Genomic DNA, 24558 nt, shown 5'->3' with positions numbered 1-24558 from the left:
TGACCATCCCAGCCACGCTTTCGCGGAGATTCAGAATCAACCTACAGTTAAACTGTAATGGCAAATGACCTACTTCACCGAAATGGCTGGTGGTTCATGAAACAGACAGGTCTCTTCCTTGTTGTCTAGCTCATTGTTGTTTTGCATCCAATTGTCCATCAGAACTGTTTGCCTATTAGTTTGTGCCTGGCTAAAAAGAAGAGAAGTACTAAATACAAATTTGCGAGCCAGCATAAATATAGCCCCCAATCCACCAAACATAACCCCTAAGATCATGATTACATCAGCAAATGCGCGTTTATATTTATCACGATGATTAAATTTAGTTTCAGCTGCATTAATGATTTGCGATGCCTGCTCTTTTATAGGTGCTGTGGATAATCGGATACTTAAGGAGTCTTGATAGAAATCATTAATTTCCCCAACATAAGCCGCATCGCTAGGATCTGCTTGAACCTGGGTATCCCGATATTTTATTAAAACTAGCAAATCATTAGCAATTTCTGTCGATAATTGTTCTTTTTTACCTGTTGCAATCGCTTGCCACAAAATCCTATCTGAAATAGCGGCTGATTTTAGTCGTTGAGCGACTTCTCCACTGGTATTGATTTTCAGTAATACCTTCTCGATAGATACGCTTGATGTTTCTGAATCAACAATTTGATTATCTCTTAGTTTGAGATAAATGTTCTCATGATCCGATTTAACTTGATTGAATAGACCTTGAAAAATTTCTTTCACATCAGAAGGTAATTGCTCAAATGCCTTCTTTAGCTGGTCAAAGGTGGCTATTTTAGCCGCTAAGGTGGGTGCTGCATCAAAAAGACGACGAGCTTGCTCATAAAGTTCTTCTTTACGAAGCGTATCGACTAGCGTTTCATGGCTTTGCCTAAAAGCATCGAATGTCTCTTGATGTACTTTCCGCAACTCCTCGGACAATTCGTCAAATGCGTCTATCACAGGCTGATAAGCTGCAGTTCTTTGTTTGGTTGGCATCACGTAATATACGCGATGTTTTTCTAAGAAACTGTCATCTTTTTTTCGCCAGGTACTCAAAATGGAGTTTGCGATTTCAAGCTCTTCTTTGAACAGTTCTCGATATTGGGGAATATGTTGACTGAGCAATTCCTCTATTTCAGCGAAAGCTTGTTCTTTTTCTGGCAAAGTAGTCGCTTGATGAAAACCAACTATTCTATCGTGACAAACTTCAAAGTTGGTGAATTGACTAAATTGATCTAGGTGATTTTCCTTTATTCCCACAGGTAATGCCTCAAAGGCATCGCGAATGTTGGCAACAAAGACTAGCTTGTCAGTCAAGGTTTGCGCGGCATCAAAATCACCACAAGCATCAAGAAAACGGCATTCCTTTTTGTACTCTTCGACTAATGCTCTATGGTCTTTCGTGAACTCGTCGAAGGTTTTTTGATGTGCTTGCTGTAAAGGATTAGGTAAATCATAAAATGCGTCCATGACAGGTTGATAGGCTTCAATTTTTTGCAGCTTAGTTTGCTTCGTGTAATATTCGCGGAGTTTTTCATGGAAAGTACCATTCGCTGTTTGCCATGAGAGTAAAAGGGAACGTGCACCTTCAAACTCTTGCATAAGCATTGCTTGTAAATGGGGAGGAAGTTGATCAAGTACTTCCTCAATTTCAGCAAAAGCCCCTTCTTTTTCTGTTAAGGTAGGGATTTTATGAAAATGCGCTAAGTTAGTACGACAATCTACAAAGTTAGTACGCAACGTAGCTAAGGCATTCATTTTATTATCGTTCTTATTATCAAAACGAAGCTTGAAGGTCGACTCAGGATAGGCAGCACTCATTTTTTCCCAAAGCTTATCTTCACTAATTATTTTTGCGCCTAAAGGGCTAAATTCAAACAATTCTGGTTGTATAGAGTACAGTTCTTCAAAACAAATAGTCAGTAGCTGATCACCACTCATTTTAAATAGCTCTGAATCCTTAATGGGATAGAAAAATAAACTATCTTGATTAATAGGTTCTAAGTTAGTTTGTGAAGCAAATAAATCCTTAATTTGTTTGGACGCTTCAAGATAATTTCGTAAGTGAGCATTAAGAACTTTGCGAAAGTGTAGAATATCCTCTTCATCCATAAAGGCTTCTTTATCGGTTGCTCGTTGTAATTGTTTAATCGCGGTTAAGATACCTTGTACTTGATGTAAGGCGTCTGTTATTTTTTGCCATGCTGAACCATTAGCTGCTTCTGTCTTACGGAATTCGCCATCCAGTTTGTCATAATAAGTGAAACGACTAAAGCCATGCTGCTCAACGCTTTGGAACGTATATAAATGATGTAAGATTCTGCCTTCTCGATATTGAGGAACAAAGGCATAACCATGTTCAGCTTTATCCGACATTTCCTCGGAAGGAACCAAGAAGTTGTGTGGGGAGCTAGAATCGTGTCCCCATATATTATAGAGATCAGCTTGGTGTGCTAGAACGTCTACATAGTGGCTAAATTGCTGAGTAAGTAATGAATAGTCAATCTTAGTAAAATCAATAGGCGTTTTCAGATGCTGAAAATGCTCCAGCCAACTTTCCATTCGCTCTGGAAATGAAATTGTTTCCTTCATATCTATCGCAGAGCTCAGCGGAATTTCTTGTTGTTCCGCTGAAATTGAGCTTGGCGGATCAGAAAAGAGGACGCTTTGATAGAGAGCGGCACTTGGGTTTGTCGCAAGAGCGGGGGCTTCCTGCAATTGACAGAGTTTGCCTAAACGTTTATTTAAAGTATCGACATAGTCCTTATGAACTGCTTGGAAATTACCATTTTTTCCAAACGTTGCTGTTTCAAATCCGTCAATAGCCATATATTTAGCTAAAGATTGGCGAGTCTTTTCGTCCTCAGGTTTTAACAAATCGGCAGGGAGCTCTTTAAAAATCTCAGTCATAAGATCAGCAAATAAGGTAGGCCCAAATTTGTCGGCTAATTTTTCTTTGAGTTTCTCTGCATGCTTACGCATGCTGGGACGTAGATTTTTGATGTTTTGATAATTTGCTATATAACCTTTGGTGAACCAGGCGGTATTTGTTGTTCCTTTATATTCACGAGGAATAAGGATATCGTCCCCGTTATTGTCAGGGTGGGCAAAATCACGGTTAGCAGCGCCATTGTCAATACCAGCGAATTGTTTAACTTTTCCTTGTTCAGTTTCAAATTCGTCTTTCAAAACGACAATATTACCACTGTGGACACTGTAGTTTCCAACAAGGATTGCTAACATGAGAACGGAAGATAGACCAAAGTAGGCACCCAGATTAGTTAGCCCTGGATAAAGCGAGGCACCATAAAACATTTCATAAAGTGGGTCGCGATCTGAACCATCTCTGTGGCCTGTGCCAATCAGCTTAAAAAGTTCATCAAAATTTTCGCAGGGTTGAATGAGGGCGTAACTGCCATCCTCACATTGAATGAAGTCAGCACAAACAAGAGAACGATGATATTCTTTCTCAATTAGCCCCTTCTCTTTGAGCTTAATAAATAATTTCCCTATTAAGCCTTCAATGAACAATTCTCTTTGGTCGGCGGGTTTTTTAATAAAATACTTTTTCTTGGGTTCATCATCAGTTTCATAAAAACCATCAACAGGACTTTTATTCTTACCTGCGGTTTTATCTTTAAATTTAGTTAAAATTTGGCCGTTATAGACGAATTTAGGCATGAAGGGCCCCAAAAAAGAATGGGGGTATAATAACAAATAAAAGCTTAAGGAATAATTAACAATTCATCAAAATAAGATTCTCTTAATTAATTCACTATTTTCTTTTCCTTACCATGCACTTCGTAGAACTCTTCCCATTCAAAATCGATATAATTTTCAATAAGTCGTTTGATTGCAGTTGTCACACCTCTTTTCGAAGTATGTTCCGTATGAAATCTTCTTGCTAAGACGGGATTTTTTTTGTCTACAGAAGTAAAAATATAACCGTCTGCTGTATATAATTTTGTTGATTTTTTATCTAATTCAATATCGTAATATATCTTAAAATTTTTATAGTTATATTCGATCATTTGCTCTCCTGACAGTAAAAACCTCTATTAAAAGTACTTAGTGTAAAAAGTAGACGATAATCCAAAATAGTGCAAAAAATACAGACATATTGCACTTATAAAAATATTGTTCAACTATACTTATAGTATGGATAACTCATTCAGAATATTGGGGAATTGCCATGGAACTTACGATTTTTTTAGCAAAGCTACTCGGTTTTTATCTAGTGATTATAGGTTTGTTTTTAGTTATACGTCGACAAACCCTCAAAACAGTAATTACTGATCTTATATCGGATAGCGCACTTATGGTGCTCATTGCATCCCTAACTCTGATTTTGGGGCTATTGTTGGTGCTCAGCCATAATGTTTGGGTGATGGGATGGCCTGTGATTGTTACCCTAATTGCTTGGTTAGTTCTGCTGGGCGGTCTGTTGCGTCTGTTTGCTCCAGAAGTGGGTATTAAAATTGCAAAAGGATGGCTTAAGAATCCAACTTATGTCATTGTTTCAGCGCTAATTTACATTCTTGTCGGCTTATATTTGCTTTATAGAGCCTTTTTACATTAATCGCCGTGCTAGGGTGAGATCAGTCGACTATTTTTTCTCCTCAAGAATGCTTGAAGGATTTTGTTTACTCATGTAATAATGATTTATTTTTATACATGGCCTTCAATGCATTTTAGCGACAACAAAGTTGCCTGGTTAGTTTTTGCGCATGTGAGTATTATTGCTCTTAGCAATAGCTTGGTGCAATTTCCTTTTATATGTTTCGGATTTCGCACGACTTACGGAGCATTTACTTATCCTTTAATCTTTATTTTAACTGATTTAAGTACACGTTTATTAGGACCGGAAAAGGCAAGAAAAATCGTTCTTCTGGCAATGCTGCCCGGTCTTATTTGTTCTTTCTTTATTTCAAATTACTGTAATCAAAATGAGCTTTTCGTGTTCAATAGTGTTTCATTGCGCGTGGCTTTGGCAAGTTTGACGGCTTATGTGCTGGGGCAATTATTGGATATCACTATTTTTCACAAATTACGTCAACTGAAGCAATGGTGGATTGCTCCTAGTGTTTCAAATGTGTTTGGTAACTTATTCGATACTTTTTGTTTCTTTTTTGTGGCGTTTTATCATAGCATTAATCCATTTTTGAGTGCGCACTGGTTTGAAATTGCGACGGTGGATTTGTTAGTTAAAATAACCATTAGTTTACTGACTTTTGTCCCAGTTTATGGAATCACACTTCAGTGGATCATGCGCAATAAAGCTGATGCAATCGAACTGACCAGTTAAGTTCAAAGATTCCGTTTTTTTTCAATGCACTAGATGCTTTATATATGTCCATAGTTAAAATAAATTGACCTACTTTGTTTGTTGAATTACAATCTGGATGTTTTTTATCTATTTATAAGGATATATTATGAAAGAAAATCAAGACAAAACCCTGCCGAAAAATCAAAGAAAAACCCTCCCACACAGTAAGAGCGATCCTACTACTACTTTAAGAGAGTCTCCCGAAGAGGAAAATATGAGAGGCCGCTTTAGAAGAGCCCTCGGTTCTTTCGGATCTTTAACCAGTTTTTTCCCCACTTCAGGCGGAATATCACCGCGTAAAAAAAACAAAACTGTAACAGAGGAAGATATTGCAATTGGAGGTGAGAGCGAGTTCACTGCTCCTAGCTCAAGTGGTCTAGATGGAGAGTCTTTGCCTTGCAAAGACAATGAGAAAGGGAAAGAGAAAGAGAAAGTTAAAAAGAAAAAGAATAAGAAACGCACAGAGGAGAATTTTTTTTATGAGGAAAATGGTAAAAAGCATCTAATTCCCATAGGCTCCGAAACTGATGGTGACAAGTCAAGCAAGGGAAAAAAATATATCATTAGACCTGATGATACTGACATTGAAATTGAAGACGAAGATGCAGCTGAAGCATCTATTTTGCCTTTAGAAGAACCAGAATCGCCACAATCGGCAAAAAGATGGTCTATGAAGCCGAGATCTAATAATCTCAAATTAGATTCTCTCTTCATTGAAGGAATTGGCGATAGCGTTGAAATGAGTGAAGAGCGAGAACCTCATTTATCTTGGCATACTAAAGAAAGCATGGAAGAATTAATTTGGAAACAAAACCTACAAGCAATAGAAAAGAGAGAAATTCAATTATTAGAAGAAATTTGTGCCGATCTTGATCTTGTTTTTCAGCAATTTGCAAAACTTATAGAGAGTGATGATGACGAAGGTCAAAGACAGCTTGGAGCGTTTTGGCATTATCTAAAAGCGTGTATCGAATGCATTACGACGAATTCAACTGAAATGAAAAATATTCGAGAACTTGAGCAGATTTATAAGCTAATCATCGAAAAATATCTTCCAGGCCCGATACAGTTCAGTAAAGAAAAAGTGGAATTAAGGTTACAGAATCAGATCCGAATTCAACTATTACGTTTCCATGAAATGGAAAAAATCGGCCCGCCTTTTCATAAGATAATGCCATTTATGGTTAAGCATCTCAATGTTGAGGAATATAATGATCAGCTTAATAAATTAATGGAATTAGCTATTTCAAGACAAGAATACCTAATGTCTAATGTTAAATTAGCAGAACTACGTGAAAATTTGACCCATAAAATAGTTCCTCAAGGTTATATTAGCTTAGATTCTCTACTTCCACAAAACGGGAATCTAGCACGTATAGTGATTCAGCGATTAGCAAAAGAGTTAAGCTCGGACAGGAATTCTCATTTTCCTGATTGCCAATTAAATGAGGATGATTTTTATATTCTCAACGAGAGTCCATTACATGAAGCACTAATAGCCCGTATTGATGATTTTCTAAGAGATCATAAAAAATTATATGAAAAAGAAAGTTCATCTGGATCAATCTTTATAGATATGCTGTCCGTAAAGCTCGCAAGCCAAATAAGAGAAGAGTTTGTTTATCATAAATATATGACTCATTCTGCCTTCACTTTTGTTGTTGGATGATTTCAGGGGGTTGGGTCTTGGCCTGAGGTATCGTCATTTTTTTTGAATGATATTTCGAGCCAAATCCAGTGTTTTACTGAACCGTTCAGCCTGAGGAGGAGCGCCAGCGACGTCTCGAAGGCCTGTCCTGAGGGCACTCGAAGGGCTTTGTACCAAGGCTTCGAGCGCTCCCTCAGCTCGAACGGATCGAGCTACTGATTCGAGCAACACCTATTTTTGTTCAAAAAAAGTGATGATACCTCAGGGTCTTGGCCCAACCACGTTTAATCCCTGGTTTTAACAAACATCTCTATTACCGCGGTATTCCATTGTTCTGGCTGCTCTAAATTGGATAAATGTCCTGCGTCGGTGATCACGACAAGTTTGCTATTTTTTGCTAAAGCCTGCATGTTCGCAGTTTGTTGTGGTGCGATAATCGTATCCTTGTCGCTCGTTATCAACAAAACAGGAATTTTCGTATTGGCTAAGGTATTTGCGGTATCCTCTCGCATAGCCATACCAAATAACGCGGAAGCAATTGCAGTTGGTGTTTGTACCATCACCATATTTTGCAAAAATAAACGAGTTTGTTCTGAGGCGGAGTTTGATAAGGCCTTGGCAGTAAAATCATTGATTAACTGTTCTGTGCCTTGTGAAAGTACCTTATTGGCAGTGGCTTCGCGTTCTTTTTTCAGACGAAGAGTGTCAGCGGCTACCTGAGTATTGGAGAGAATTAAACCGCTTACCTTTTCGGGATATTTCTGCAAAAACGCAAGCGCAATGTAACCACCCATCGACTCTCCGCCAATGATCGCCTTCTTGATATAAAGTTGATCAAGTAATTGTGCGATTTGATCCGCGTATTCCGTCATCGTGATTGTATAGCCGAACGTTCCTTCAGAATGGCCAAACCCCCATAAATCCAAGGTGATTACGCGAAAATGCTGTTTTAATTTTTGTTGCTGCGGTAACCAAAGCGATTTATCGGTTGGAAAAGCATGAATTAAAACAAGGACCTCACCTTCGCCAACGTCGGAATAAGAAATGTATTTACTATTTAAAGGAGGAAGTGCAAAAGCTTTGGTTGTACTAATAAAAAAAATGCAAAGTCCAACTAAAAAAAACAGAAAACTTGCAGGTGAGAAGCCATTTAATTTTTTTTTATTATTCAATTTATTAACCTTTCTTTGGTTATTCGAAATAGAGCTGCTCAAGCTTAGATAAATTAATTCTAAAGGCAAGGCAGAATAATGGCAAATAAGCGTTTTCTTCAAAGCTATCGTAACCACCTATTTGAGATATCTTGCTATCTAGCAAAGAATCGCTAAAACTTGACCATCGCTGTGGGGCTGTATCGGTTGGGTCCAGCATTTTCCCACGCTGGGCTTAAAGAATTGTTGGGCTAAGTTGCAGACTACACTAAATCACCTCCTCTTGCTGCAAATGTTGTACAATGTGCAGCCTAAAAGCATTAGCCCTTGAGAGCTTTAGTCTCTTCTTCCTTTTTCTTATGGGCACGATTCCTGCTTGCATAATTTTTCAACGAAGTTGATATAAATAGAAAAAGATTGTTGTCATCGCAAGTTGAGTAGTAAAACAAGAATAACTATTAAGGGGAACTGATCATGAAAAAGTTGGGGCTTAATATCGCAGCATGGTCTATGTTGATATTTTCGCCATTTGCCTTTGCGGATCAACAACAAAGTTGGGGCAGTTGGGTCTCTGGGGTGAGAGAGCAAGCGCTTTCCGAAGGCATTTCCCCCGCCTTATTTGATAAGGCTTTCGCCGATATTCATGAACCTAGCCGTACTGTAAAAGGCCTAGCTCGTTCTCAACCGGAACATCGTTTAACCTTCAGCAAGTATCTGCATTCACGTGCCGATAATTACCGTATTGTTATGGGACGTAAAAATTACTTAAAAAACAAGGAATTATTGGAAAATGTAGGCCGTGATTTTGGCGTGGATCCTTGTTTTATTGTGTCATTTTGGGGCATGGAAAGTAGCTACGGTACTTATATGGGGAATTTCCCAGTTATTAGATCGCTTGCTACGTTAGCTTATGATTCCAAACGCCAAGATTTCTTTCGTAAAGAATTATTTCTAGCCCTCCACATTCTTAATGATGGCCATGTGACAATGGATCATTTCAAAGGTGAGTGGGCCGGAGCATCAGGGCAGCCACAATTTCTACCTTCCAGTTGGTTAAAATTTGCAGTCGACTATGACAAAGATGGTAGAAAAGATATTTGGGAAAGCAAAGCTGACGTGTTTGCCTCCATTGCTAACTACATGAAGATGAATGGCTGGCAAACCGGTGAGCCTTGGGCGATTCAAGTCAAATTACCCGCAAATTTTAATATGAAATTAGAAGGTAAGTCGACTGTGAAACCAGTGAGTGAATGGAATGAGATGGGTGTTCGTACTGAAACGGGACAACCTTTACCTAACCAAGAATTGAAAGCGAGTATTGTGCAACCTTTTGGCGGCCCAGCTTTTCTGGCTTATCCTAACTACAAGATGATTTTGCGCTACAATAACTCTATATACTATGCAGGTGCGATTGGCTATATGGCGGATAGGATTTGTAATCGCGCAAATTAACGACTCGCGGCAGCAGGAGGTATCACGATGGAAAATTATCTCGACAAAACAGCTAGTTTAACGCCTGCTGCCAGACGTATTATTTGTGAGAAAGCGACGGAATATCCTAATACCGGCGAATATAATACTGTAGCAAAAAAAGGATCCTACCTTTGCCGACGCTGCGGATTAGCCTTATTTCGCGCAACAAGCCAATTTCATTCCGGTTGCGGCTGGCCGAGTTTTGATGATGATATTGTCCAAGCAGTTAAGCAAGTGCCTGATCGCGACGGTCAACGCACCGAAATTCTTTGTGAACGCTGCGATGCTCATTTAGGACATGTTTTCATTGGCGAATCTTTTACGCATAAAAATCTACGTCATTGCGTTAACTCAGCCTCGATCGATTTTGTTGCTAATAGTGAAGTCCTTGATACCCAGGAAGCGATTGTTGCCGGGGGTTGTTTTTGGGGCGTCGATCATTTTCTGCGTCTACTCCCTGGGGTACTTAAGGTAGAAGTTGGTTATACGGGAGGTATCACGCTTAATCCAACCTACGAGCAAATTTGTCGTGGTGATACCGGTCATTATGAAGCTGCGCGTGTTGTGTATGATGTGGAAAAAACGGACTACCATACGGTATTAAAGCGTTTCTTTGAGATTCACGATCCGACTCAACGTACAGGGCAAGGCCCAGATCTTGGACAACAGTATAAATCTGCAGTCTTTTACTACAATGATGAGCAACTTGCAGAAGCCAAGGATTTAATTCAAATGCTGCATAGTCGTGGTTATGATGTAGTAACGCGCTTGCTAGAAGTGCAACCTTTTTGGCCTGCAGAAGGTTATCATCAGGATTATTATGGTAAACATAATAAAGCCCCCTACTGCCATAGACCTGAACCACGCTTTGGCTAGCGTTCTTAGTTGTAAATCGGCTTATTAAAAACTAGCTCTCAGCCAGCCTTCTCCTCAAAATTGGCTGACTAAGAAGCAAGTATAGATTACACCTCAGGCGGTGGACCACGACGGCCAAGCAAGCTCATAACGAGCAAGACAACGAAAATAATAAGGAATAAAAAGAATAAGATTTTCGCAATGCCTGCAGCAGCAGCGGCAATTCCACCAAAACCGAAAGCGGCAGCAATCAGCGCAATGACTAAAAAAACCAAGGCCCAACCTAACATAATGCTCTCCTTAGCATAGGTACTCATTATTAGTTAAGCTAAAATCAGCCCGGCTTGCAAGTAATATTGAATAAGTTTGTGTTGTACTGCTTAATTCTCAGGTGGTTTACTTGGTTGAATTCCTCACTTAATGTAGTAATTGTCTTGCGGTGCTAAGACTTAACCATCACTTTGACCCTTGCTTTCGCGGAAGGTGACAGAACTCAAGGTCGTTTGGGCCTTGGTACAACCTAGGCTACTATATTTATTATTTAATAAGGAATTATTATGCCGTTTAACATGGAATTGCGTCGGAACAGCAATAAGGTATGCATTAAGCTTCAGGTCGTACAAAAAGTAATAAACATCTACTTTACAGGAGAAGTTGAGGATGCCTCTGAGGAGAGAGATAAATGGTTGCATCTAGAACGTCATTTTATAAAGTCTATGCCTGATCTTGGGCCTGAAAATGGAGTTTTATATACCACTGATGCTTACCATCAGAAAAAAGAACATACCAATGACGGAGAAGGAGCAATCTATCATTTGCATCGTCAATTTAAGGTTGAAGTAACGCCAGAGCTGCTGGCCTCTTATCTGAATAAATTTTGGCATCAACAATATATTCACGCTACAAACTACCAGTTTTTAAGCGATTTTAGTGAAGTTGGTTCAATAATAAAAACCTTTAGTATTTATTACGAAAAATATAAGGACAGCTCTCTAGAATTTGAGTATGAAAAAGACAACGAATTGACTGAGAAAGAGCAAGAAGAGCGCAAAAAAAAGATCGAAGAAGAAAAGCTAAGCAAGTTGCTTACTTCTCAAAATTCCCCAGTTTTTGCTTCTAAACCTCCTGTCATCGCTTGTCCGAAAGAAGACAAAGCGCCGAGTTTTAAAATGGGATGAAGCTAATCGTTCTGTTGCTCTATTTTTTGATACAGGGTGTCGGCTTGCTCAGCTTTGCGTGTATTTTCCTTTAATTGATATTCGCTTAGTTGAGTTTCCCAGAAGGTTGTGGCTTGTTGTTTAAATTGATTGAGAAGCCGGAATAATTTACCAAGGTGTTCTGCCAACATAGGTAATTTATTGGGACCAAATACAATGAGAGCAACCAAAAAGGTGAGAAAAAGCTCAGCACTACTCATGATTTTTTCTCTTCATCCTCATTCAATGCGCGACGGAAGTTTTTGATTGCATTACCTAAATCAGAACCGAGGTTTTTTAACTTATTCGTACCAAATAGGGCAACTATAATAAGCAAGATTAATAGCAAAGATAAAGGTTTGATACCAGCTAATCCCATACTAGCTCCTATTGGTTCGATTAATAAGACTGATGAATCCACCCGTTATAGCCACTAACAAGGCACAGGGTGCTAATTTATCATAATTTAGTACATTAAGGTAACTAAGAAGACTAACTGTTATCATTGTGGCAAAAATTCCAACTCCAAGTCCTTTATACCAATTCTTTTGCGATCTAAAAGAGCGCTCGCTTGTTTTGCGTTGTTCAAGGGCATGAATTTTTTGTTCTTTAGTTAACTCCAAGACCTCATGTAATAATCGTGGCATATGAGGAAGTTGCTCAGTCAGAAAAGGCAGATTTTCACGTAGTTGCCGGAAAAATGCTTTAGGTCCTATTTGTTCCTTTAGCCATTTTTCTAAGAAGGGTTTCGCCGTTGCCCAAAGATCAAGTTCAGGATACAGTTGGCGGCCTAACCCTTCTATTGCAAGTAGCGTTTTTTGGAGCAATACGAGCTGAGGCTGGACCTCCATTTGAAAGCGGCGCGCGACTTGAAAAAGGCGCAAGACCACTTGAGCGAAGGAAATATCTTTTAATGGTTTTTCAAAAATAGGTTCACAAACAGTGCGAATAGCGCTTTCAAATTCTTCGATACGTGTATCGCGCGCGACCCAGCCAGATTCCACATGCAGCTGTGCGACTCGGCGATAGTCGCGATTAAAAAACGCATATAAATTTTCGGCTAAATAGCGTTTATCGCTGTCATTGAGTGTGCCAATAATGCCAAAATCAATACAGATGTATTGCGGATTATCCGGGAATTCCGGCGATACAAAAATATTACCAGGGTGCATGTCGGCATGGAAAAAACAATCCCTAAAAACCTGGGTAAAAAAGATTTCGACCCCGCGCTCAGCGAGTATTTTAATATTAATATTATTTGCTTTCAGCGTGGCTAGATCAGAAACAGGAATGCCATGAATTCTTTCCATGACCAGCACATTTTCGCGAGTGTAATCCCAATAGATTTCGGGAATATAAAGCAGGGGCGAATTATGAAAATTTCGTCGTAATTGACCAGCATTCGCTGCTTCGCGCTGCAAATCGAGTTCATCAAAGAGATTATGCTCAAATTCGCGGACAATTTCCTTAGGTTTTAGCCGCTTACTTTCAGCCCAGTAACGATCCGCCAAATTGGCTATGGTGTACATAATGCTTAAATCTTTTTCGATGATTTTACGCATATTGGGACGTAATATTTTTACGACAACGTCTTCGCCACTGCGTAAGGTTGCCGCATGGACTTGCGCCATGGAGGCTGAAGCAAGGGGTTGAGGATCAAATTGGGCAAAAACCTGAAACGCTGAGCGGCCAAAAGCGGATTCAACAATGCGAAGCGCAACTTCACTTGGGAAGGGCGGCACATTGTCCTGCAGTTTACATAATTCTTGTGCGATATCCGGCGGTAAAATATCGGGTCGGGTGGATAAGGCTTGCCCAAATTTAATGAAGATCGGCCCTAATTCTTCCAGGGTCTTGCGTAAGGCTTCACCGCGAGTAAGTTTTTCTTTGCGCAGCCAATTCCAAGGATTTAAATACACTATGAAGCGAAAAGGCGAAAAAAGGCGAATACTCACTACGACCTGATCCAAGCCATTGCGCGCCAAAATCAAATTAATATGCAGAAGTCTCAGTAGCTGCTTAATCGATTTCATAATCAGCCATCAATTGATTAATGTGAGCCTGCAAACGTTCAACATCTAAAGCCAATTTGTCGATGTCGTTGAAAAAATCCTCAATTTCTTCTCGCGGAGGAAAGAGTCGTAATTCTTCGTGTAGATAATCGCTGAGATTATGTCGTAGAGAGTCACCTAACTGCTTTTTAAACGCCAATCCCTGACGAAAAACCGAGCCGATCTGATGAGCTACGACATCACCAGTAAAATGGGCTAAATGCCCTTCCCAATCGATATCGAGTTCATCAAAGAGTTTTTTGACTTGTTGTCCCAGCTCGACATCGCCTGACATGCGAATTTTGTCATTAAAAAGAGAGCGTGCTTGTGAAGCAGGGAGAAAACTTAAACGGATTAAGCCAAGTGGGCTACTATGAATAATCGTGTCGGGGCGTCCATCAAAGTCATGCAGCAGTTGTAGTTCTTCATGCTGAAAAGCGATATAGAAGTTCACTCCAAGCGGGGCAACAATGATTTCAAGCACTTTTCCATGCAGTGCAGAAATTTTCGCCGGCATGGATTCATCTAGTGCTAAGGCATGATTAATTGCCTTTTGCAAAGCTTTTAGGGAATATTTTTTAATCATAAAGTTCTCAATATTTGTAGGCAATGTGCAAGGCCACAATGCCGCCGCTTAAATTATGATAATGGCAATCTTCAAATCCTGCTCGTTCTATCATCGTTTTCAATTCTTCTTGAGCGGGGTGCATGCGAATTGATTCTGCCAGATATTGATAACTCGCTGCATCATTCGCGAATAACTTACCCAGTTGGGGCAAGATATTAAACGAATACCAATCATAAATAGGTTTCAGACCGGGAAGAGCTGGTGTCGAAAATTCCAATACCATTACCTTCCCTCCAGGTTTGCATACTCGAAACATCGAGCGTAATGCTTCCTCTTTATCCGTGACATTGCGCAGACCAAATCCCATGGTAATACAATGAAAATGATTCGTCGCAAAAGGCAAGGTTTGAGCATTCGCTTGTACGAAATGAATATTGCGATATAGGCCTTGATCCAATAACTTATCTCGACCTACAGCCAACATGGCCGCATTAATATCAGCCAAGATAACCGTGCCGGAAGGCCCTACTTTTTTGGAGAGTAAACGGGTTAAATCACCACTCCCACCTGCTAAATCAAGTACATTATGACCCGCACGAACATGGCTAAGCTCTACGGTAAAACGTTTCCATAAATGATGGACCCCCATAGACATCAGGTCATTCATTAGATCATAATTGTTAGCAACCGATTGAAAGACGGCACCGACTTTCTTTTCTTTTTCATCCCAGGCTATGGTTTCAAAGCCAAAATGAGTATTTTTCCTTTGTTCAGTCATTTGTTTAAGTGTCGAGGCAGCAAAATGATTTATCTTAACCGATTCCAAGGCTTATACCCAATAAAATGATATTATTGTCCAAAATTTAACAGAATAATGACTGAGGAGTCTAAAGTATGGGCTACAATCTCGGGTTGTTGTCCAATTTTGTAGGAATTTTGGGCGTAATTTTAGTTTTACTGGCTTTCTCTTTATCGCAAACTGCTAAGCTCTCTGTCGATTCTTTAAAATATTTGGGAAGCAATCTACTCGGTTCCTCTTTAATTACCCTTTCTCTACTTTTTCATTGGAATTTATCGTCTTTTTTAATCGAACTAGCTTGGAGTGCTATCAGCATAATGGGAATAGTGCGAGTCGTTTTAAAGAATAAGTTGGCGAGAAAACTGGATAAAGCTGGGTCCATATAACAGACCCAGCTTAATTACCTTAAGAAGCAGTGTCATCATCATCAGAAGAGGAGTTTGAACTGTTTGTATCACCGCTAGAATTGGTAGAAGAACTACCGTCCGTCGAACTACCAGCATTATTTTGATCACCCGATTGTGGAGTGGTGGGGGTAGTTGATTGTTGAGTATTATCAGGACTTGCTGGAGTGGTATCAGCATGAGCTAATACAGAGACAGAAGTACCGAACAACATTACAAGTAAAGCTACTACTTTCTTCATTGGATTTCTCCTAGAGTTAGTCAAACACAACATCCTCTCGTAATCCAAATTGAGACTTTTTAAAAAAAAATTTACCCCCCTAAAACTCTGTTAAGAGTAAAAAGTGAATAAAAAGTCCTAATTTGGATTACGAGAGTTATCTAAGAATATAGCTAAATTTTTTTAAAATTAACAATTTAAAGAAAAAAATCCTTAAAAAGGTCGAATTTTACCATATCTTGACAGTTTTAGGACGGGTTGTTCTTTTTATGTAGAATGGGCCTTAAGTTAGCGGCCTTCCCTAGCGTTCTGCGGTCAAGCCCACGGGATGCGCCTGATAGTTTGTAGGCCGGAGCCTCCCTTCGCGAGGGCGGGATAGAGATTGTAAAAGCTAAGCAAGCAGACGATTCAGAGCGACGAGATACTGTTTCTCATCAGGGGGACATTGATCCCGCTGTGCCTTCCAAAGGCATTCTGCTAATGAATCCATCATTAGATGCTCTACTGTTAAAGAATCAGAATATTTTTGCAACAAATTTTTATAAACTTCTGCTATCCCCCTGGGGCTATTAGTACTAACCTGATCGCGAATTGTAAGATGCAGTCCCAGATGTAAAAAAGGATTGGTTTGCCCAAGTTCGCGGAAGTAAGCTTGATCAAGTTGCTTGTTTGGGGTTTCGAGCATAGCCTGATATTCTGGGTGGTCAATGATGACTGCCACAAGTTGCTGTTCAAGTGGTTGTAAAGGAAGCTTCTGTTTATATTTTTGCCAACTAGAAAAAAACAGTTGCCGAGTATCTTGAACATTATCACCATAAAACATAAATAACCTGAGCTAACTTAAGCGTTTGTATTGCAAGTTTAACTCAGTGTTGATCGAACGGAAAGATTTGTTCACTATTCCTCTCTAAATGAGAGAAGCATATTTGTTGACAATGCTGCTCAAGTTATGAGATATTTCCCTTTGCGAGGTTGGACTTGCTATGTGTCATTCCACTGGGTCAATTGGCGACACACTGATTGACCCTTTCTATTTTCATTCCGTACAAAATTCTATAAATCTTGCTATTTTTTCTCCAGTGCGATAAAAATATGGCTGCAATTGTCATATTCAACGGATGGAGTAATTTGCAATGACTGGATTTTTTAAATATAAAATATCAACCCGCCGTATCGAAATACCGAGAGATTCTGAAGGTAAAACGGAACCATTTAGCGCGGATAATGAGCAACATCTCGCAGTGATTAATTCGGGAGTAGCGCGTTTTAAAGAAGCATTACCCGTGATGCGTAAGCTTGATAGAGAGATTTTTCTGGGAGGAAGTATAGCCACTACCGCTATTGGTTTGAATATGGCTTCTATGCTCCCATTTATTCCTTATGTCTATTTTAGTTTTACAGCGGCAATTATTGGCACGGCTATTCTATGCCATGGTTTGACCGCTCGCTCAATGTTTATTGATAAATATCAGAAAATATTCAACGAGTTAAAAGAAATCTACCAATGGGTTTCAGAATCTAAAAAAATAAAACATTGGTCTGGAACTGAATATTGGTATGCAATTCGCAAAAAACCAGTACAGGATATGATGTTGACTCTAGGCCCCTGGGTACCTAAAGAATTTATTAAGACTTGGGATGAGGAAGATTTCAAATCTAGTAATGTCCCGCAAATAGTCAGAGAACGTGCACCGCTCAGGCAAGTCACCGAACTAACACCCGAATTCATTGAGAAATTAGCTGAGTTGGCTTCCGGCTCGGTTCAGACTGCAAACAAAGAATACCGATATTATGGTGATAACAATGTGGGTGACTACGCTGTTATCGCGGAGGAATATTGGGAAAGATCCAAAGTGTTGGCATCTAAGGCCTCAGATGGAGCAACTAATTTAGCATCAAAAGGCGGGGAGCTAATGGTGGCTTTAACCACAACGCCAAAGCCTCATAGTAGTTAATTGCTCTCAAACACGTAGGTTTGGCCTGGCCAGCCTACGATGCAACAACGCCGGCTATGACTTGCGGCTTCGCCAGTTCTTTCAACCAACTCTCCCTAAAATTGACCACTGGCGAGTTTCAAACTCAAAAATACCATCAACAACCCACTTGAAAACTCAATGCGTCGCCAAACACTGATGCGCGATAAAATCTCTGAAAAATAATGAGTTGTAACGGTCAACGATGTGAACCACAAAAAACTAGCTGAGATCACCCCTAATAAAAAAGCCTGTGGATGTTCAGGAAATTGGCGACTGCCGCTGCCAATAATCACTAAACTATCAATAATCGCATGAGGATTAAGCAAACTAAATCCTAAGGCAAGCATGACGATTTGCAGACGATTGGTATTTTTTTGTTCACGGACAGTTTGTTCCGTGTGCTTACTGAATGCTTGTTTAAAGGCTTTAGTGCCATAATAAAGTAGAAAGGCAACACCAAACCAAGTCACCCAAATTTGTAAAGTAGGGTGTAGTTTTAGCATTTGGTTCAACCCTGCTACGCTTGCACACACCAGAATAATATCGCAAAAAAAACAAATGATAGCAGAGAGCAGTGCATGCTTACGGAGTGCGCCCTGGCGAATTAGGAAAACATTTTGTGGCCCTAAAGCCATGATAAGCGACAAACCTAACATTAAGCCATTGAAATATACTAGTGTCATGATGCACCTTTAGAACAACAAGACTAGCAATTATCCATTATTTCTCACTATAATTAAAATTAATAATTATTATCATCGATAAATTTTGCTTATGAGAATTGAACAGAGGGAATTACAAGCACTGGATGCCGTTATTCAAACGCAGAGTTTTGCTAAAGCTGCAAAACGCTTATTTATTACCCAACCCGCAGTGAGTCTTCGCATTAAGCAGTTGGAAGCTCAATTTGGCCAACCTCTACTGATTCGCACCTTACCGTATAAAGCGACTGCATTAGGTGAAAAATTATTAAGCCTACTGCGGCGTACACGTTTATTGGAAGAGCATTTATTGCAAGAAATTCAACACGATACTTCAACCCGTCTTTCGGTCGCTTTAAATCGCGATAGCTTGGAAACTTGGTTTATACGTTTACTAGACGAATTAAAGTTGTTGGAGAAGATTAATATCGACATCATCACCGATGATCAGGAAGTAACCATTGATTATTTTCGACAAGGATCCGTTTCCTCCTGTGTTACTAGTTTTAATAAGGCCTTACCCGGTTGCGAGTGTATTTTATTGGGGCATATGGACTATTTGTTGGTGGCGTCGCAAGATTTTATATCTCGTCATTTCAACCCTAAAAAAACAATGGAAGACAATTTAGCCGCGGCACCAGTCATAATTTTTGATGATCGTGACCGCTTGCCAGAACAATATTTCCAACATTTTTTCAAAAAACCACTCATCCTCGGCCGTCATCACAAAGTGCCTTCGGTGCAGGGGCATAAGCTCTTTGCTTTGCACGGCTATGGTTATGGATTAATTCCCCGTCTCGATATTGAGAAAGAATTGGCAGAGGGGGATTTAGTGGAAATCTGTCCCGATAAGCCCTTGTTAATGCCGCTCTACTGGCATTATTGGCAATTACCGGCGAGACAATATCAGCGTTTTATTGAGAAAATTGCGAAAGAAGCTAAGCGTTTTCTCATTTAATTTGATTCAGGGAATGGAAGAGTAAACATGAAATCTGGAATTAGAATGGCTGAGGTTTCTTGGCCGGTGATAGAGCAAGCATTTATTGCGAATTTACCAATTATTATCCCCTTAGGCGCTGGCTGCAAAGAGCATGGTTTACATTTACCGATGAACACGGATTTAATTCTTGCTGAGTATCTAGCTGCTTGGGTCATCGATCATTACCCTGTTTTGGTCGCTCCTACAGTGCCATATAATTTTTTTCCTAGCTTTTCTGAGTATCCCGGCTCAGCCACCCTTTCTTACGAGGTTTCGGTTAATTTTTTTGTGGATTTATGTGGGTCATGGTATCAGCAAGGGGCTAAGCAATTTTACGTTTTAAATACGGGAATAAGTACCAATAAAGTGTTGTCTGAGGCCTCTAAGCGGCTTGAGAGTAGCGGCATTCCATTGAATTTTTGTGATTTTTCTGAGTTGCATAATCATCCTGAGATTAAACGCATAACAGAACAAAAAAGGGGTACTCATGCGGATGAAATAGAAACATCGATAATGTTATATATCAAGCCCGAAGTGGTGGATTTGACGAAGGCTAAACCTGAGGAAAATGCAGATTTTCCTGGTCCTTTAACGAGGGATGTCAAGGCCCGCACTAAGACAATCTCTCTGACCGGAGCTAGGGGAAATCCAACGCTTGCTACGCGCGAGAAAGGAAAAATCGCAATGGGTGTGTTGCTGGAACTCCTAAAAAAGGAGCTTAGCCATTTATTTTAGGGTGCAATCGGTCGAATCCGCATGCTTTGACTACTGCTGCAAAGCGTCACGGTTAAGCCCATTCAGAAATTCAACCTTCATCATTGACCATCCATGAACAAGCTATTAGGATCAAAGAATATTCACGCATTTATTTGCTACTTAAGCCCAGAATGGAGAAAACTGGTCGCAGAGTTGCCGATGTTTGCCACCTAGAGACTGGGCTGCTATGGAACAATTAAATCTAAGCTTATTTCATACAATTAATGCAAATCCTAATTTACATGGTATTGGTCTATGGTTAGCGCTTTTTGCTGCGAAATATCTCATTTTTGTCGCTGAATTCGGATTGATTGGACTGTGGATCTGGGGAGATACAAAAACTCGTAAGACGGTAGTCTTTGCGTTTCTTTGTAGTGCATTAGGTTTATTTATCGATTGGCTTATTGGAACAGTGTATTTTCATCCTCGGCCGTTCGAGCTTGGAATAGGCCATACTTTTATTTACCACGCTGCTGACAGCTCCTTTCCAAGTGATCACACGACCAGTCTCGCTAGTCTGAGTTTCATGTTTTTATGGCGAGACTCAAGCCGCAGTTTTGTTGGTCTTTTGTTGCTGCTGATAACCCTTTGGGTGGGATGGGCTCGGATTTATATCGGTGTTCATTATCCCTTTGATATTTTAGGCAGTCTTTTTGTCTCCTTTATTGCAACAATTATCATTAGTTATTTAACACCATGGATTAGTAGATATTTGATACCTTTCCCGGAGTATATTCATCATCAGTTCTTTAATTCGACACGGAAAATGGCTAGTAAGTTCGGTTTTAGAAAATAGATCTCGTGCCACAGAGTAGAATGACCTCAGGTTATTAAAGAGGTTAACGTGTATCTGATTATTACATTGTCCTTTTTTAAACGGCACTGAATTACAGTTTTACAAGAATATTTTAATAAACGTGGTCGCGTTTCGAGTAATTATTTGTTCAATTTTTAGTCTCTTTGAATTGTACTATACTATTAAAGCTTCACATGCAAGCCAACCAATCAGGGAGAAATTGTTATGGATAATTCAATTTTTAGTGAAATCATGAATTTCATTCAAAATCATTCAGATGGCCAGAAAATGGTTGAACAAAGCAACGTGTCCACCTCTCAAATGCATAAAGTTGCTCAAGAAGTTGTTCCTAAAATAACGGAGCAAGTAAAAAATGATCCGCAAACCTTAGGCGACCTATTTAAAATTATTGCGCAAAATAAAAATGACCCACAATCTTTACTTAATTCAAAGCCTGGCTTTGATCAAGAACAAGTACAGAATGAAGGCAGTCAGATTTTGCAAGCAATATTCGGAGGCAGCAATCAAACTTCCAAAATAGCAGACGATGTCTCTCAAAAAACAGGCATTAGTGTGGTAGATATCACCGAGATGCTGCCAATGATTGCCGCGATGGCTACAAAGTTACTCGGTAACAAAGTAGATACCATGAGTGACCAAGGGGATTCTGCCAGCCAACAAAAATCGCTTAACGAAATTTTAGGGTTCCTGGATATCAACAAAGATGGTTCTATTAGCGATGATTTAGGTCGTATGGGTCAAAAAATCATGGGTAATCTGTTCGGAAATCAAAATAAACAAGCTTAATAAATGCTGGCAGGTCAAAGTTTTGTACTTTTATTTGACCTGCCTAATTTTCTAAAACAAAACTTGCCGTATTGGGGTCGCTTGAGAGTATATTTAATTTGAGCACTTCGCATAAATAATTCTTCGACGATCGTCGTAGAGTTCAAATAATTAGCAAATTCATGAATTAATCGCGCAAAATAGTTGATATGAGCTTAAAAGATGGCTATAACTATCAGTGCGTTGAAGACTAACAATAATAGGCATGCTTTTTGCATTTAAAACCGACTTTTTCATAATCTGTATCAATATGAGAAAGTGGCTAAAGGATTTAGCTTTATAGGTTTTTTAACAATTGATAACACGTACTGATTTGTAAAAGGAAGTCCGTTTTCTACCATTAAGAGAGGGAATTTAAGATGAGTAGTATTATCGATGTTGCTATTAAGCGTTTATCGGATAGCAGTTGTAGCGAACATGAATTACGTTTGTTTCTCGAGAATGAATTTTCCACTTTGCCAAATCGTGAGTCCCGTATTGATGCGACTTTTAAGCGATTAAAAGAATTGCAATTAATTAATGATCAAAGATTAGCAACGAATTTAGCGCAACATTATGCGCATAAAGGAAATCGCTTTATCTCCCAAATGCTAGAACAAAAAGGGATATCTGAAGAAATAGTTACCAGAGTATTATTGTCTCTTGAAAATGAAAATGTTCGAGCGTTGGATGAAGCACGTAAAAAACTTGGCGGTAAATGGGATAGCTCTGAGAATGCCACGACTCTTCTTCACCGGTTTTTAAGTGGTCGTAGTTTCTCTTATGCTGCCATCAAAACTGTAATTGGGCAACTGGAACAAAGTGCTGCATGATCAATGGATGATCAGTTTGACTTGTTTAGTTGCTTTGCTATAGTTAAGTTGTAAACAGAAGGTCGGCACTCTGGCCGTACGAAGTTTACACAAAAGCCACTTGAGAGTGGCTTTTGTTATTTGGGGGGTAGCTTAACTCCCTGAGATTTCTCAAGTTTCATGTAAAAAAATGCAAATATATCAAAGTCCTTAATAAGCATTGAAGTTGCCTGACTACGGGTATAAAATGCCGAGATTAATTTTCCTGCCAGTGTCTACCGTAGGTAAACAAATTTAAAGGAGGGAGCGTGGGCTCTTTGTTGAAAAAAAACGCTATCTTAGTGCCTTTTTTAGCAATGTTTTTAATGTTGACAAACATTTTATACGCTGCTGAAAATAGCAATAGCAAGAATAATACACCTGCAAATAGCAAGAATGTGCCCACTGGTACTAACATTAATGCACCTGCTACTAATGCGCCCGCTAGCAATGCTAATGCGCCCGCAAACAGCCAACTTCCAGCAAAAATGACAGCCCCTGTTGAACCACTTATTAATGGTTATTATCCAGCTTATCCAAGCACTGCACCAGCAACCGGTGAGCAAGCTGAACTGATTAAGAAAGGGGAATATTTGGCGAGGATGGGTGACTGTATTGCTTGCCACACTAACGTGAAAGGTAAAACGCCTTCCTTTGCCGGTGGATTACCTATTAATACCCCTTTCGGTACCTTTTACAGTCCTAATATCACGCCAGATAAAGAAACTGGTATTGGTAATTGGACTGAGGAAGATTTTATTCGCGCAATGAAACACGGTCGCGACCCGCAAGGCAGAAACTATTTTCCAGTTTTCCCGTACATCTATTTTTCTAAAATGACGGATGAAGATGCTCGTGCACTCTACGCTTATTTCATGAGTATTCCTCCTGTTAACCAGAAAAACAAAGAGCTACCTTTTCCATTTAATGTTCCTGGAGCACGCTTCACTTTGTGGGGTTGGAATTTATTATTTTTCTATCCAGACGATAATCCTATTGTCAATGATCCTACGAAGTCACCTGCTTGGAATCGAGGTAAATACATCGTAGATAGCCTTGGTCACTGCAGCATGTGCCATACCCCTTTGAACGTATTTGGTGCTCCTAAAAATCGCTTCTATCTAACCGGCACATTTATTGACGGTTATTGGGCTCCCAATATCACTAAATATGGCCTGGAGTCAGCGACTCATAATGAAATTTCAGACGTATTTTCTCGAGGTGAATTAATTAATAGGGCTGGTCCCGTAGCGGGACCCATGGCAGAGGTCGTGCATAATAGTTTAACGCATTTAACAGAAGAAGATCACTTAGCTATGGCGACTTATCTTAAGACAGTTGTTAGTGAAGACCCTTTGGGAGTTCCTGGTTCTGAGAATCAGCCTTCTCTTAAACGAGGCAAGCAAGTCTATGTTAATGCCTGTATTATATGCCATCAAAATGGTGAGATGAGCGCTCCTGAAATCGGAAATGCGTCAAACTGGTATTTCCGATTGCAGCAGAGCGGATTGACAGGTCTTTATCGGCATGCCATTGATGGATACAACAGCATGCCCGTTAAAGGAGCTTGTGTGACTTGCTCTGATAACGATGTGATTGCTGCTGTTGATTATATTTTGAATAACTCGCTCACACGTTCGCAATGGAGTGATTTAACCAGTGGTGGTGCAGCTAAATACCCATCAAACGGTCAGGAAATTTATGAAGAAAACTGTGGCATTTGTCACAATCAGGGACTACAAGGTGCCCCCAAAATCGGTGATAAAAAGGCATGGGAACCTTTGCTTGCGCAAAATATGGATGTTCTGATTGAGAAAACCATAAAAGGGGATGATCATCCGAAAAAAGGTGGTTGCAAACACTGCACTACTGGTGAGGTGATTGAAGCAATCAAATATATGGTGAGTCAATCAAAAACAGAGGGTAATTACTCGCTGTGGTAATTATCATGCACAGATTCAAGGTTCTAAATAAATTTAATCA

General features: G+C 39.7%; 26 protein-coding genes. 14 read left to right on the top strand and 12 right to left on the bottom strand.

The window, feature by feature from the left end; all coding sequences use genetic code 11:
• Window positions 1–69: 69 nt before the first annotated feature.
• Both Ldro_RS08855 and Ldro_RS08850 read right to left on the bottom strand, forming a co-directional pair.
• Window positions 70–3681 (bottom strand): LepB GTPase-activating domain-containing protein, encoded by a 3612-nt coding sequence (locus Ldro_RS08855; RefSeq protein ID WP_058496026.1) that lies wholly within the window; start codon window positions 3679–3681, stop codon window positions 70–72.
• An 86-nt stretch (window positions 3682–3767) separates the two neighbouring features.
• The gene (locus Ldro_RS08850; RefSeq protein WP_058496025.1) at window positions 3768–4031 is read right to left on the bottom strand and encodes a hypothetical protein; all 264 of its coding nucleotides are present in this window, start codon (window positions 4029–4031) and stop codon (window positions 3768–3770) included.
• A gap of 161 nt (window positions 4032–4192) precedes the next feature.
• Here Ldro_RS08850 and Ldro_RS08845 point away from each other — a divergent pair, with 161 nt between their 5' ends.
• The 3 genes from Ldro_RS08845 to Ldro_RS08835 all read left to right on the top strand — a co-directional run bounded on the left by Ldro_RS08845 (window position 4193) and on the right by Ldro_RS08835 (window position 6995).
• Entirely contained in the window at window positions 4193–4579 is a 387-nt protein-coding gene (locus Ldro_RS08845; protein WP_058496024.1) for a hypothetical protein, read from the top strand.
• 105 nt (window positions 4580–4684) lie between these two features.
• The gene (locus Ldro_RS08840) at window positions 4685–5305 is read left to right on the top strand and encodes a 7-cyano-7-deazaguanine/7-aminomethyl-7-deazaguanine transporter (RefSeq protein WP_058496104.1); all 621 of its coding nucleotides are present in this window, start codon (window positions 4685–4687) and stop codon (window positions 5303–5305) included.
• A 127-nt stretch (window positions 5306–5432) separates the two neighbouring features.
• On the top strand, window positions 5433–6995 hold the full coding sequence (locus Ldro_RS08835; RefSeq protein WP_058496023.1) for a hypothetical protein: 1563 nt from the start codon (window positions 5433–5435) through the stop codon (window positions 6993–6995).
• A 263-nt stretch (window positions 6996–7258) separates the two neighbouring features.
• Here Ldro_RS08835 and Ldro_RS08830 read toward each other — a convergent pair whose 3' ends face one another.
• Window positions 7259–8146, bottom strand: coding sequence for an alpha/beta fold hydrolase (locus Ldro_RS08830; protein WP_058496103.1), 888 nt, complete (start codon window positions 8144–8146; stop codon window positions 7259–7261).
• Window positions 8147–8599: 453 nt separating this feature from the next.
• Between Ldro_RS08830 and Ldro_RS08825 the strand changes: the two genes are divergently transcribed.
• Both Ldro_RS08825 and Ldro_RS08820 read left to right on the top strand, forming a co-directional pair.
• Complete coding sequence (locus tag Ldro_RS08825; RefSeq protein ID WP_058496022.1) at window positions 8600–9577, top strand: lytic murein transglycosylase; 978 nt, start codon at window positions 8600–8602, stop codon at window positions 9575–9577.
• A 27-nt stretch (window positions 9578–9604) separates the two neighbouring features.
• A complete protein-coding gene (locus Ldro_RS08820; protein WP_058496021.1) occupies window positions 9605–10474 on the top strand; it encodes a bifunctional methionine sulfoxide reductase B/A protein in 870 nt (289 codons plus the stop codon).
• A gap of 86 nt (window positions 10475–10560) precedes the next feature.
• On the opposite strand, the gene Ldro_RS08815 is transcribed toward Ldro_RS08820, so the two are convergent.
• Window positions 10561–10743 (bottom strand): DUF1328 family protein, encoded by a 183-nt coding sequence (locus tag Ldro_RS08815; RefSeq protein WP_058496020.1) that lies wholly within the window; start codon window positions 10741–10743, stop codon window positions 10561–10563.
• Window positions 10744–11010: 267 nt separating this feature from the next.
• Between Ldro_RS08815 and Ldro_RS08810 the strand changes: the two genes are divergently transcribed.
• Complete coding sequence (locus Ldro_RS08810; RefSeq protein WP_058496019.1) at window positions 11011–11631, top strand: hypothetical protein; 621 nt, start codon at window positions 11011–11013, stop codon at window positions 11629–11631.
• A 2-nt stretch (window positions 11632–11633) separates the two neighbouring features.
• On the opposite strand, the gene Ldro_RS08805 is transcribed toward Ldro_RS08810, so the two are convergent.
• From Ldro_RS08805 to ubiE, 5 genes are read right to left on the bottom strand one after another with little or no spacing between them, the layout of a single operon-like run.
• Window positions 11634–11870, bottom strand: a complete 237-nt coding sequence (locus Ldro_RS08805) for a Sec-independent protein translocase subunit TatA/TatB (protein ID WP_058496018.1) — start codon at window positions 11868–11870, stop codon at window positions 11634–11636.
• The gene (gene tatA, locus Ldro_RS08800) at window positions 11867–12028 is read right to left on the bottom strand and encodes a twin-arginine translocase TatA/TatE family subunit (RefSeq protein WP_058496017.1); all 162 of its coding nucleotides are present in this window, start codon (window positions 12026–12028) and stop codon (window positions 11867–11869) included. The genes Ldro_RS08805 and tatA overlap by 4 nt, the downstream gene beginning before the upstream one ends.
• Window position 12029: 1 nt before the next feature.
• Complete coding sequence (ubiB, locus tag Ldro_RS08795; protein ID WP_058496016.1) at window positions 12030–13682, bottom strand: ubiquinone biosynthesis regulatory protein kinase UbiB; 1653 nt, start codon at window positions 13680–13682, stop codon at window positions 12030–12032.
• Entirely contained in the window at window positions 13669–14286 is a 618-nt protein-coding gene (locus tag Ldro_RS08790; RefSeq protein WP_058496015.1) for a ubiquinone biosynthesis accessory factor UbiJ, read from the bottom strand. The genes ubiB and Ldro_RS08790 overlap by 14 nt, the downstream gene beginning before the upstream one ends.
• Window positions 14287–14293: 7 nt before the next feature.
• The gene (ubiE, locus tag Ldro_RS08785; RefSeq protein WP_058496102.1) at window positions 14294–15046 is read right to left on the bottom strand and encodes a bifunctional demethylmenaquinone methyltransferase/2-methoxy-6-polyprenyl-1,4-benzoquinol methylase UbiE; all 753 of its coding nucleotides are present in this window, start codon (window positions 15044–15046) and stop codon (window positions 14294–14296) included.
• 116 nt (window positions 15047–15162) lie between these two features.
• On the opposite strand from ubiE, the gene Ldro_RS17010 reads away from it, so the two are divergent.
• Window positions 15163–15453, top strand: a complete 291-nt coding sequence (locus Ldro_RS17010) for a CBU_0592 family membrane protein (RefSeq protein WP_058496014.1) — start codon at window positions 15163–15165, stop codon at window positions 15451–15453.
• Window positions 15454–15472: 19 nt separating this feature from the next.
• Here Ldro_RS17010 and Ldro_RS08775 read toward each other — a convergent pair whose 3' ends face one another.
• Both Ldro_RS08775 and Ldro_RS08770 read right to left on the bottom strand, forming a co-directional pair.
• Window positions 15473–15712: a hypothetical protein gene (locus tag Ldro_RS08775; RefSeq protein ID WP_058496013.1), complete on the bottom strand. Its 240-nt coding sequence runs from the start codon at window positions 15710–15712 to the stop codon at window positions 15473–15475.
• Between the two features lie 370 nt (window positions 15713–16082).
• Window positions 16083–16514: a DUF1841 family protein gene (locus Ldro_RS08770; RefSeq protein WP_058496012.1), complete on the bottom strand. Its 432-nt coding sequence runs from the start codon at window positions 16512–16514 to the stop codon at window positions 16083–16085.
• Window positions 16515–16824: 310 nt separating this feature from the next.
• On the opposite strand from Ldro_RS08770, the gene Ldro_RS08765 reads away from it, so the two are divergent.
• On the top strand, window positions 16825–17646 hold the full coding sequence (locus Ldro_RS08765; protein WP_058496011.1) for a hypothetical protein: 822 nt from the start codon (window positions 16825–16827) through the stop codon (window positions 17644–17646).
• A 95-nt stretch (window positions 17647–17741) separates the two neighbouring features.
• Here Ldro_RS08765 and Ldro_RS08760 read toward each other — a convergent pair whose 3' ends face one another.
• Entirely contained in the window at window positions 17742–18350 is a 609-nt protein-coding gene (locus Ldro_RS08760; RefSeq protein WP_238583993.1) for a LysE/ArgO family amino acid transporter, read from the bottom strand.
• Window positions 18351–18441: 91 nt separating this feature from the next.
• Here Ldro_RS08760 and Ldro_RS08755 point away from each other — a divergent pair, with 91 nt between their 5' ends.
• The 6 genes from Ldro_RS08755 (at window position 18442) to Ldro_RS08730 (ending at window position 24518) form a co-directional block, all read left to right on the top strand.
• Window positions 18442–19326 (top strand): ArgP/LysG family DNA-binding transcriptional regulator, encoded by an 885-nt coding sequence (locus Ldro_RS08755; protein ID WP_058496010.1) that lies wholly within the window; start codon window positions 18442–18444, stop codon window positions 19324–19326.
• 27 nt (window positions 19327–19353) lie between these two features.
• Window positions 19354–20082 carry a creatininase family protein gene (locus Ldro_RS08750; protein ID WP_058496009.1) on the top strand — a complete coding sequence of 243 codons (729 nt, stop codon included), beginning with the start codon at window positions 19354–19356 and terminating at the stop codon, window positions 20080–20082.
• A gap of 208 nt (window positions 20083–20290) precedes the next feature.
• On the top strand, window positions 20291–20899 hold the full coding sequence (locus tag Ldro_RS08745; RefSeq protein WP_065235922.1) for an undecaprenyl-diphosphatase: 609 nt from the start codon (window positions 20291–20293) through the stop codon (window positions 20897–20899).
• 225 nt (window positions 20900–21124) lie between these two features.
• Window positions 21125–21706, top strand: coding sequence for a DUF937 domain-containing protein (locus Ldro_RS08740; RefSeq protein ID WP_058496007.1), 582 nt, complete (start codon window positions 21125–21127; stop codon window positions 21704–21706).
• Window positions 21707–22104: 398 nt separating this feature from the next.
• Window positions 22105–22557 carry a regulatory protein RecX gene (locus tag Ldro_RS08735; RefSeq protein WP_058496006.1) on the top strand — a complete coding sequence of 151 codons (453 nt, stop codon included), beginning with the start codon at window positions 22105–22107 and terminating at the stop codon, window positions 22555–22557.
• A 506-nt stretch (window positions 22558–23063) separates the two neighbouring features.
• Window positions 23064–24518 (top strand): c-type cytochrome, encoded by a 1455-nt coding sequence (locus Ldro_RS08730; RefSeq protein ID WP_131764406.1) that lies wholly within the window; start codon window positions 23064–23066, stop codon window positions 24516–24518.
• Window positions 24519–24558 lie beyond the last annotated feature (40 nt).

This window comes from Legionella drozanskii LLAP-1, assembly GCF_001467585.1.
In the GTDB taxonomy this organism is placed as follows: Bacteria; Pseudomonadota; Gammaproteobacteria; order Legionellales; family Legionellaceae; genus Tatlockia; species Tatlockia drozanskii.
This window is presented reverse-complemented; position numbering and strand designations above follow the sequence as displayed.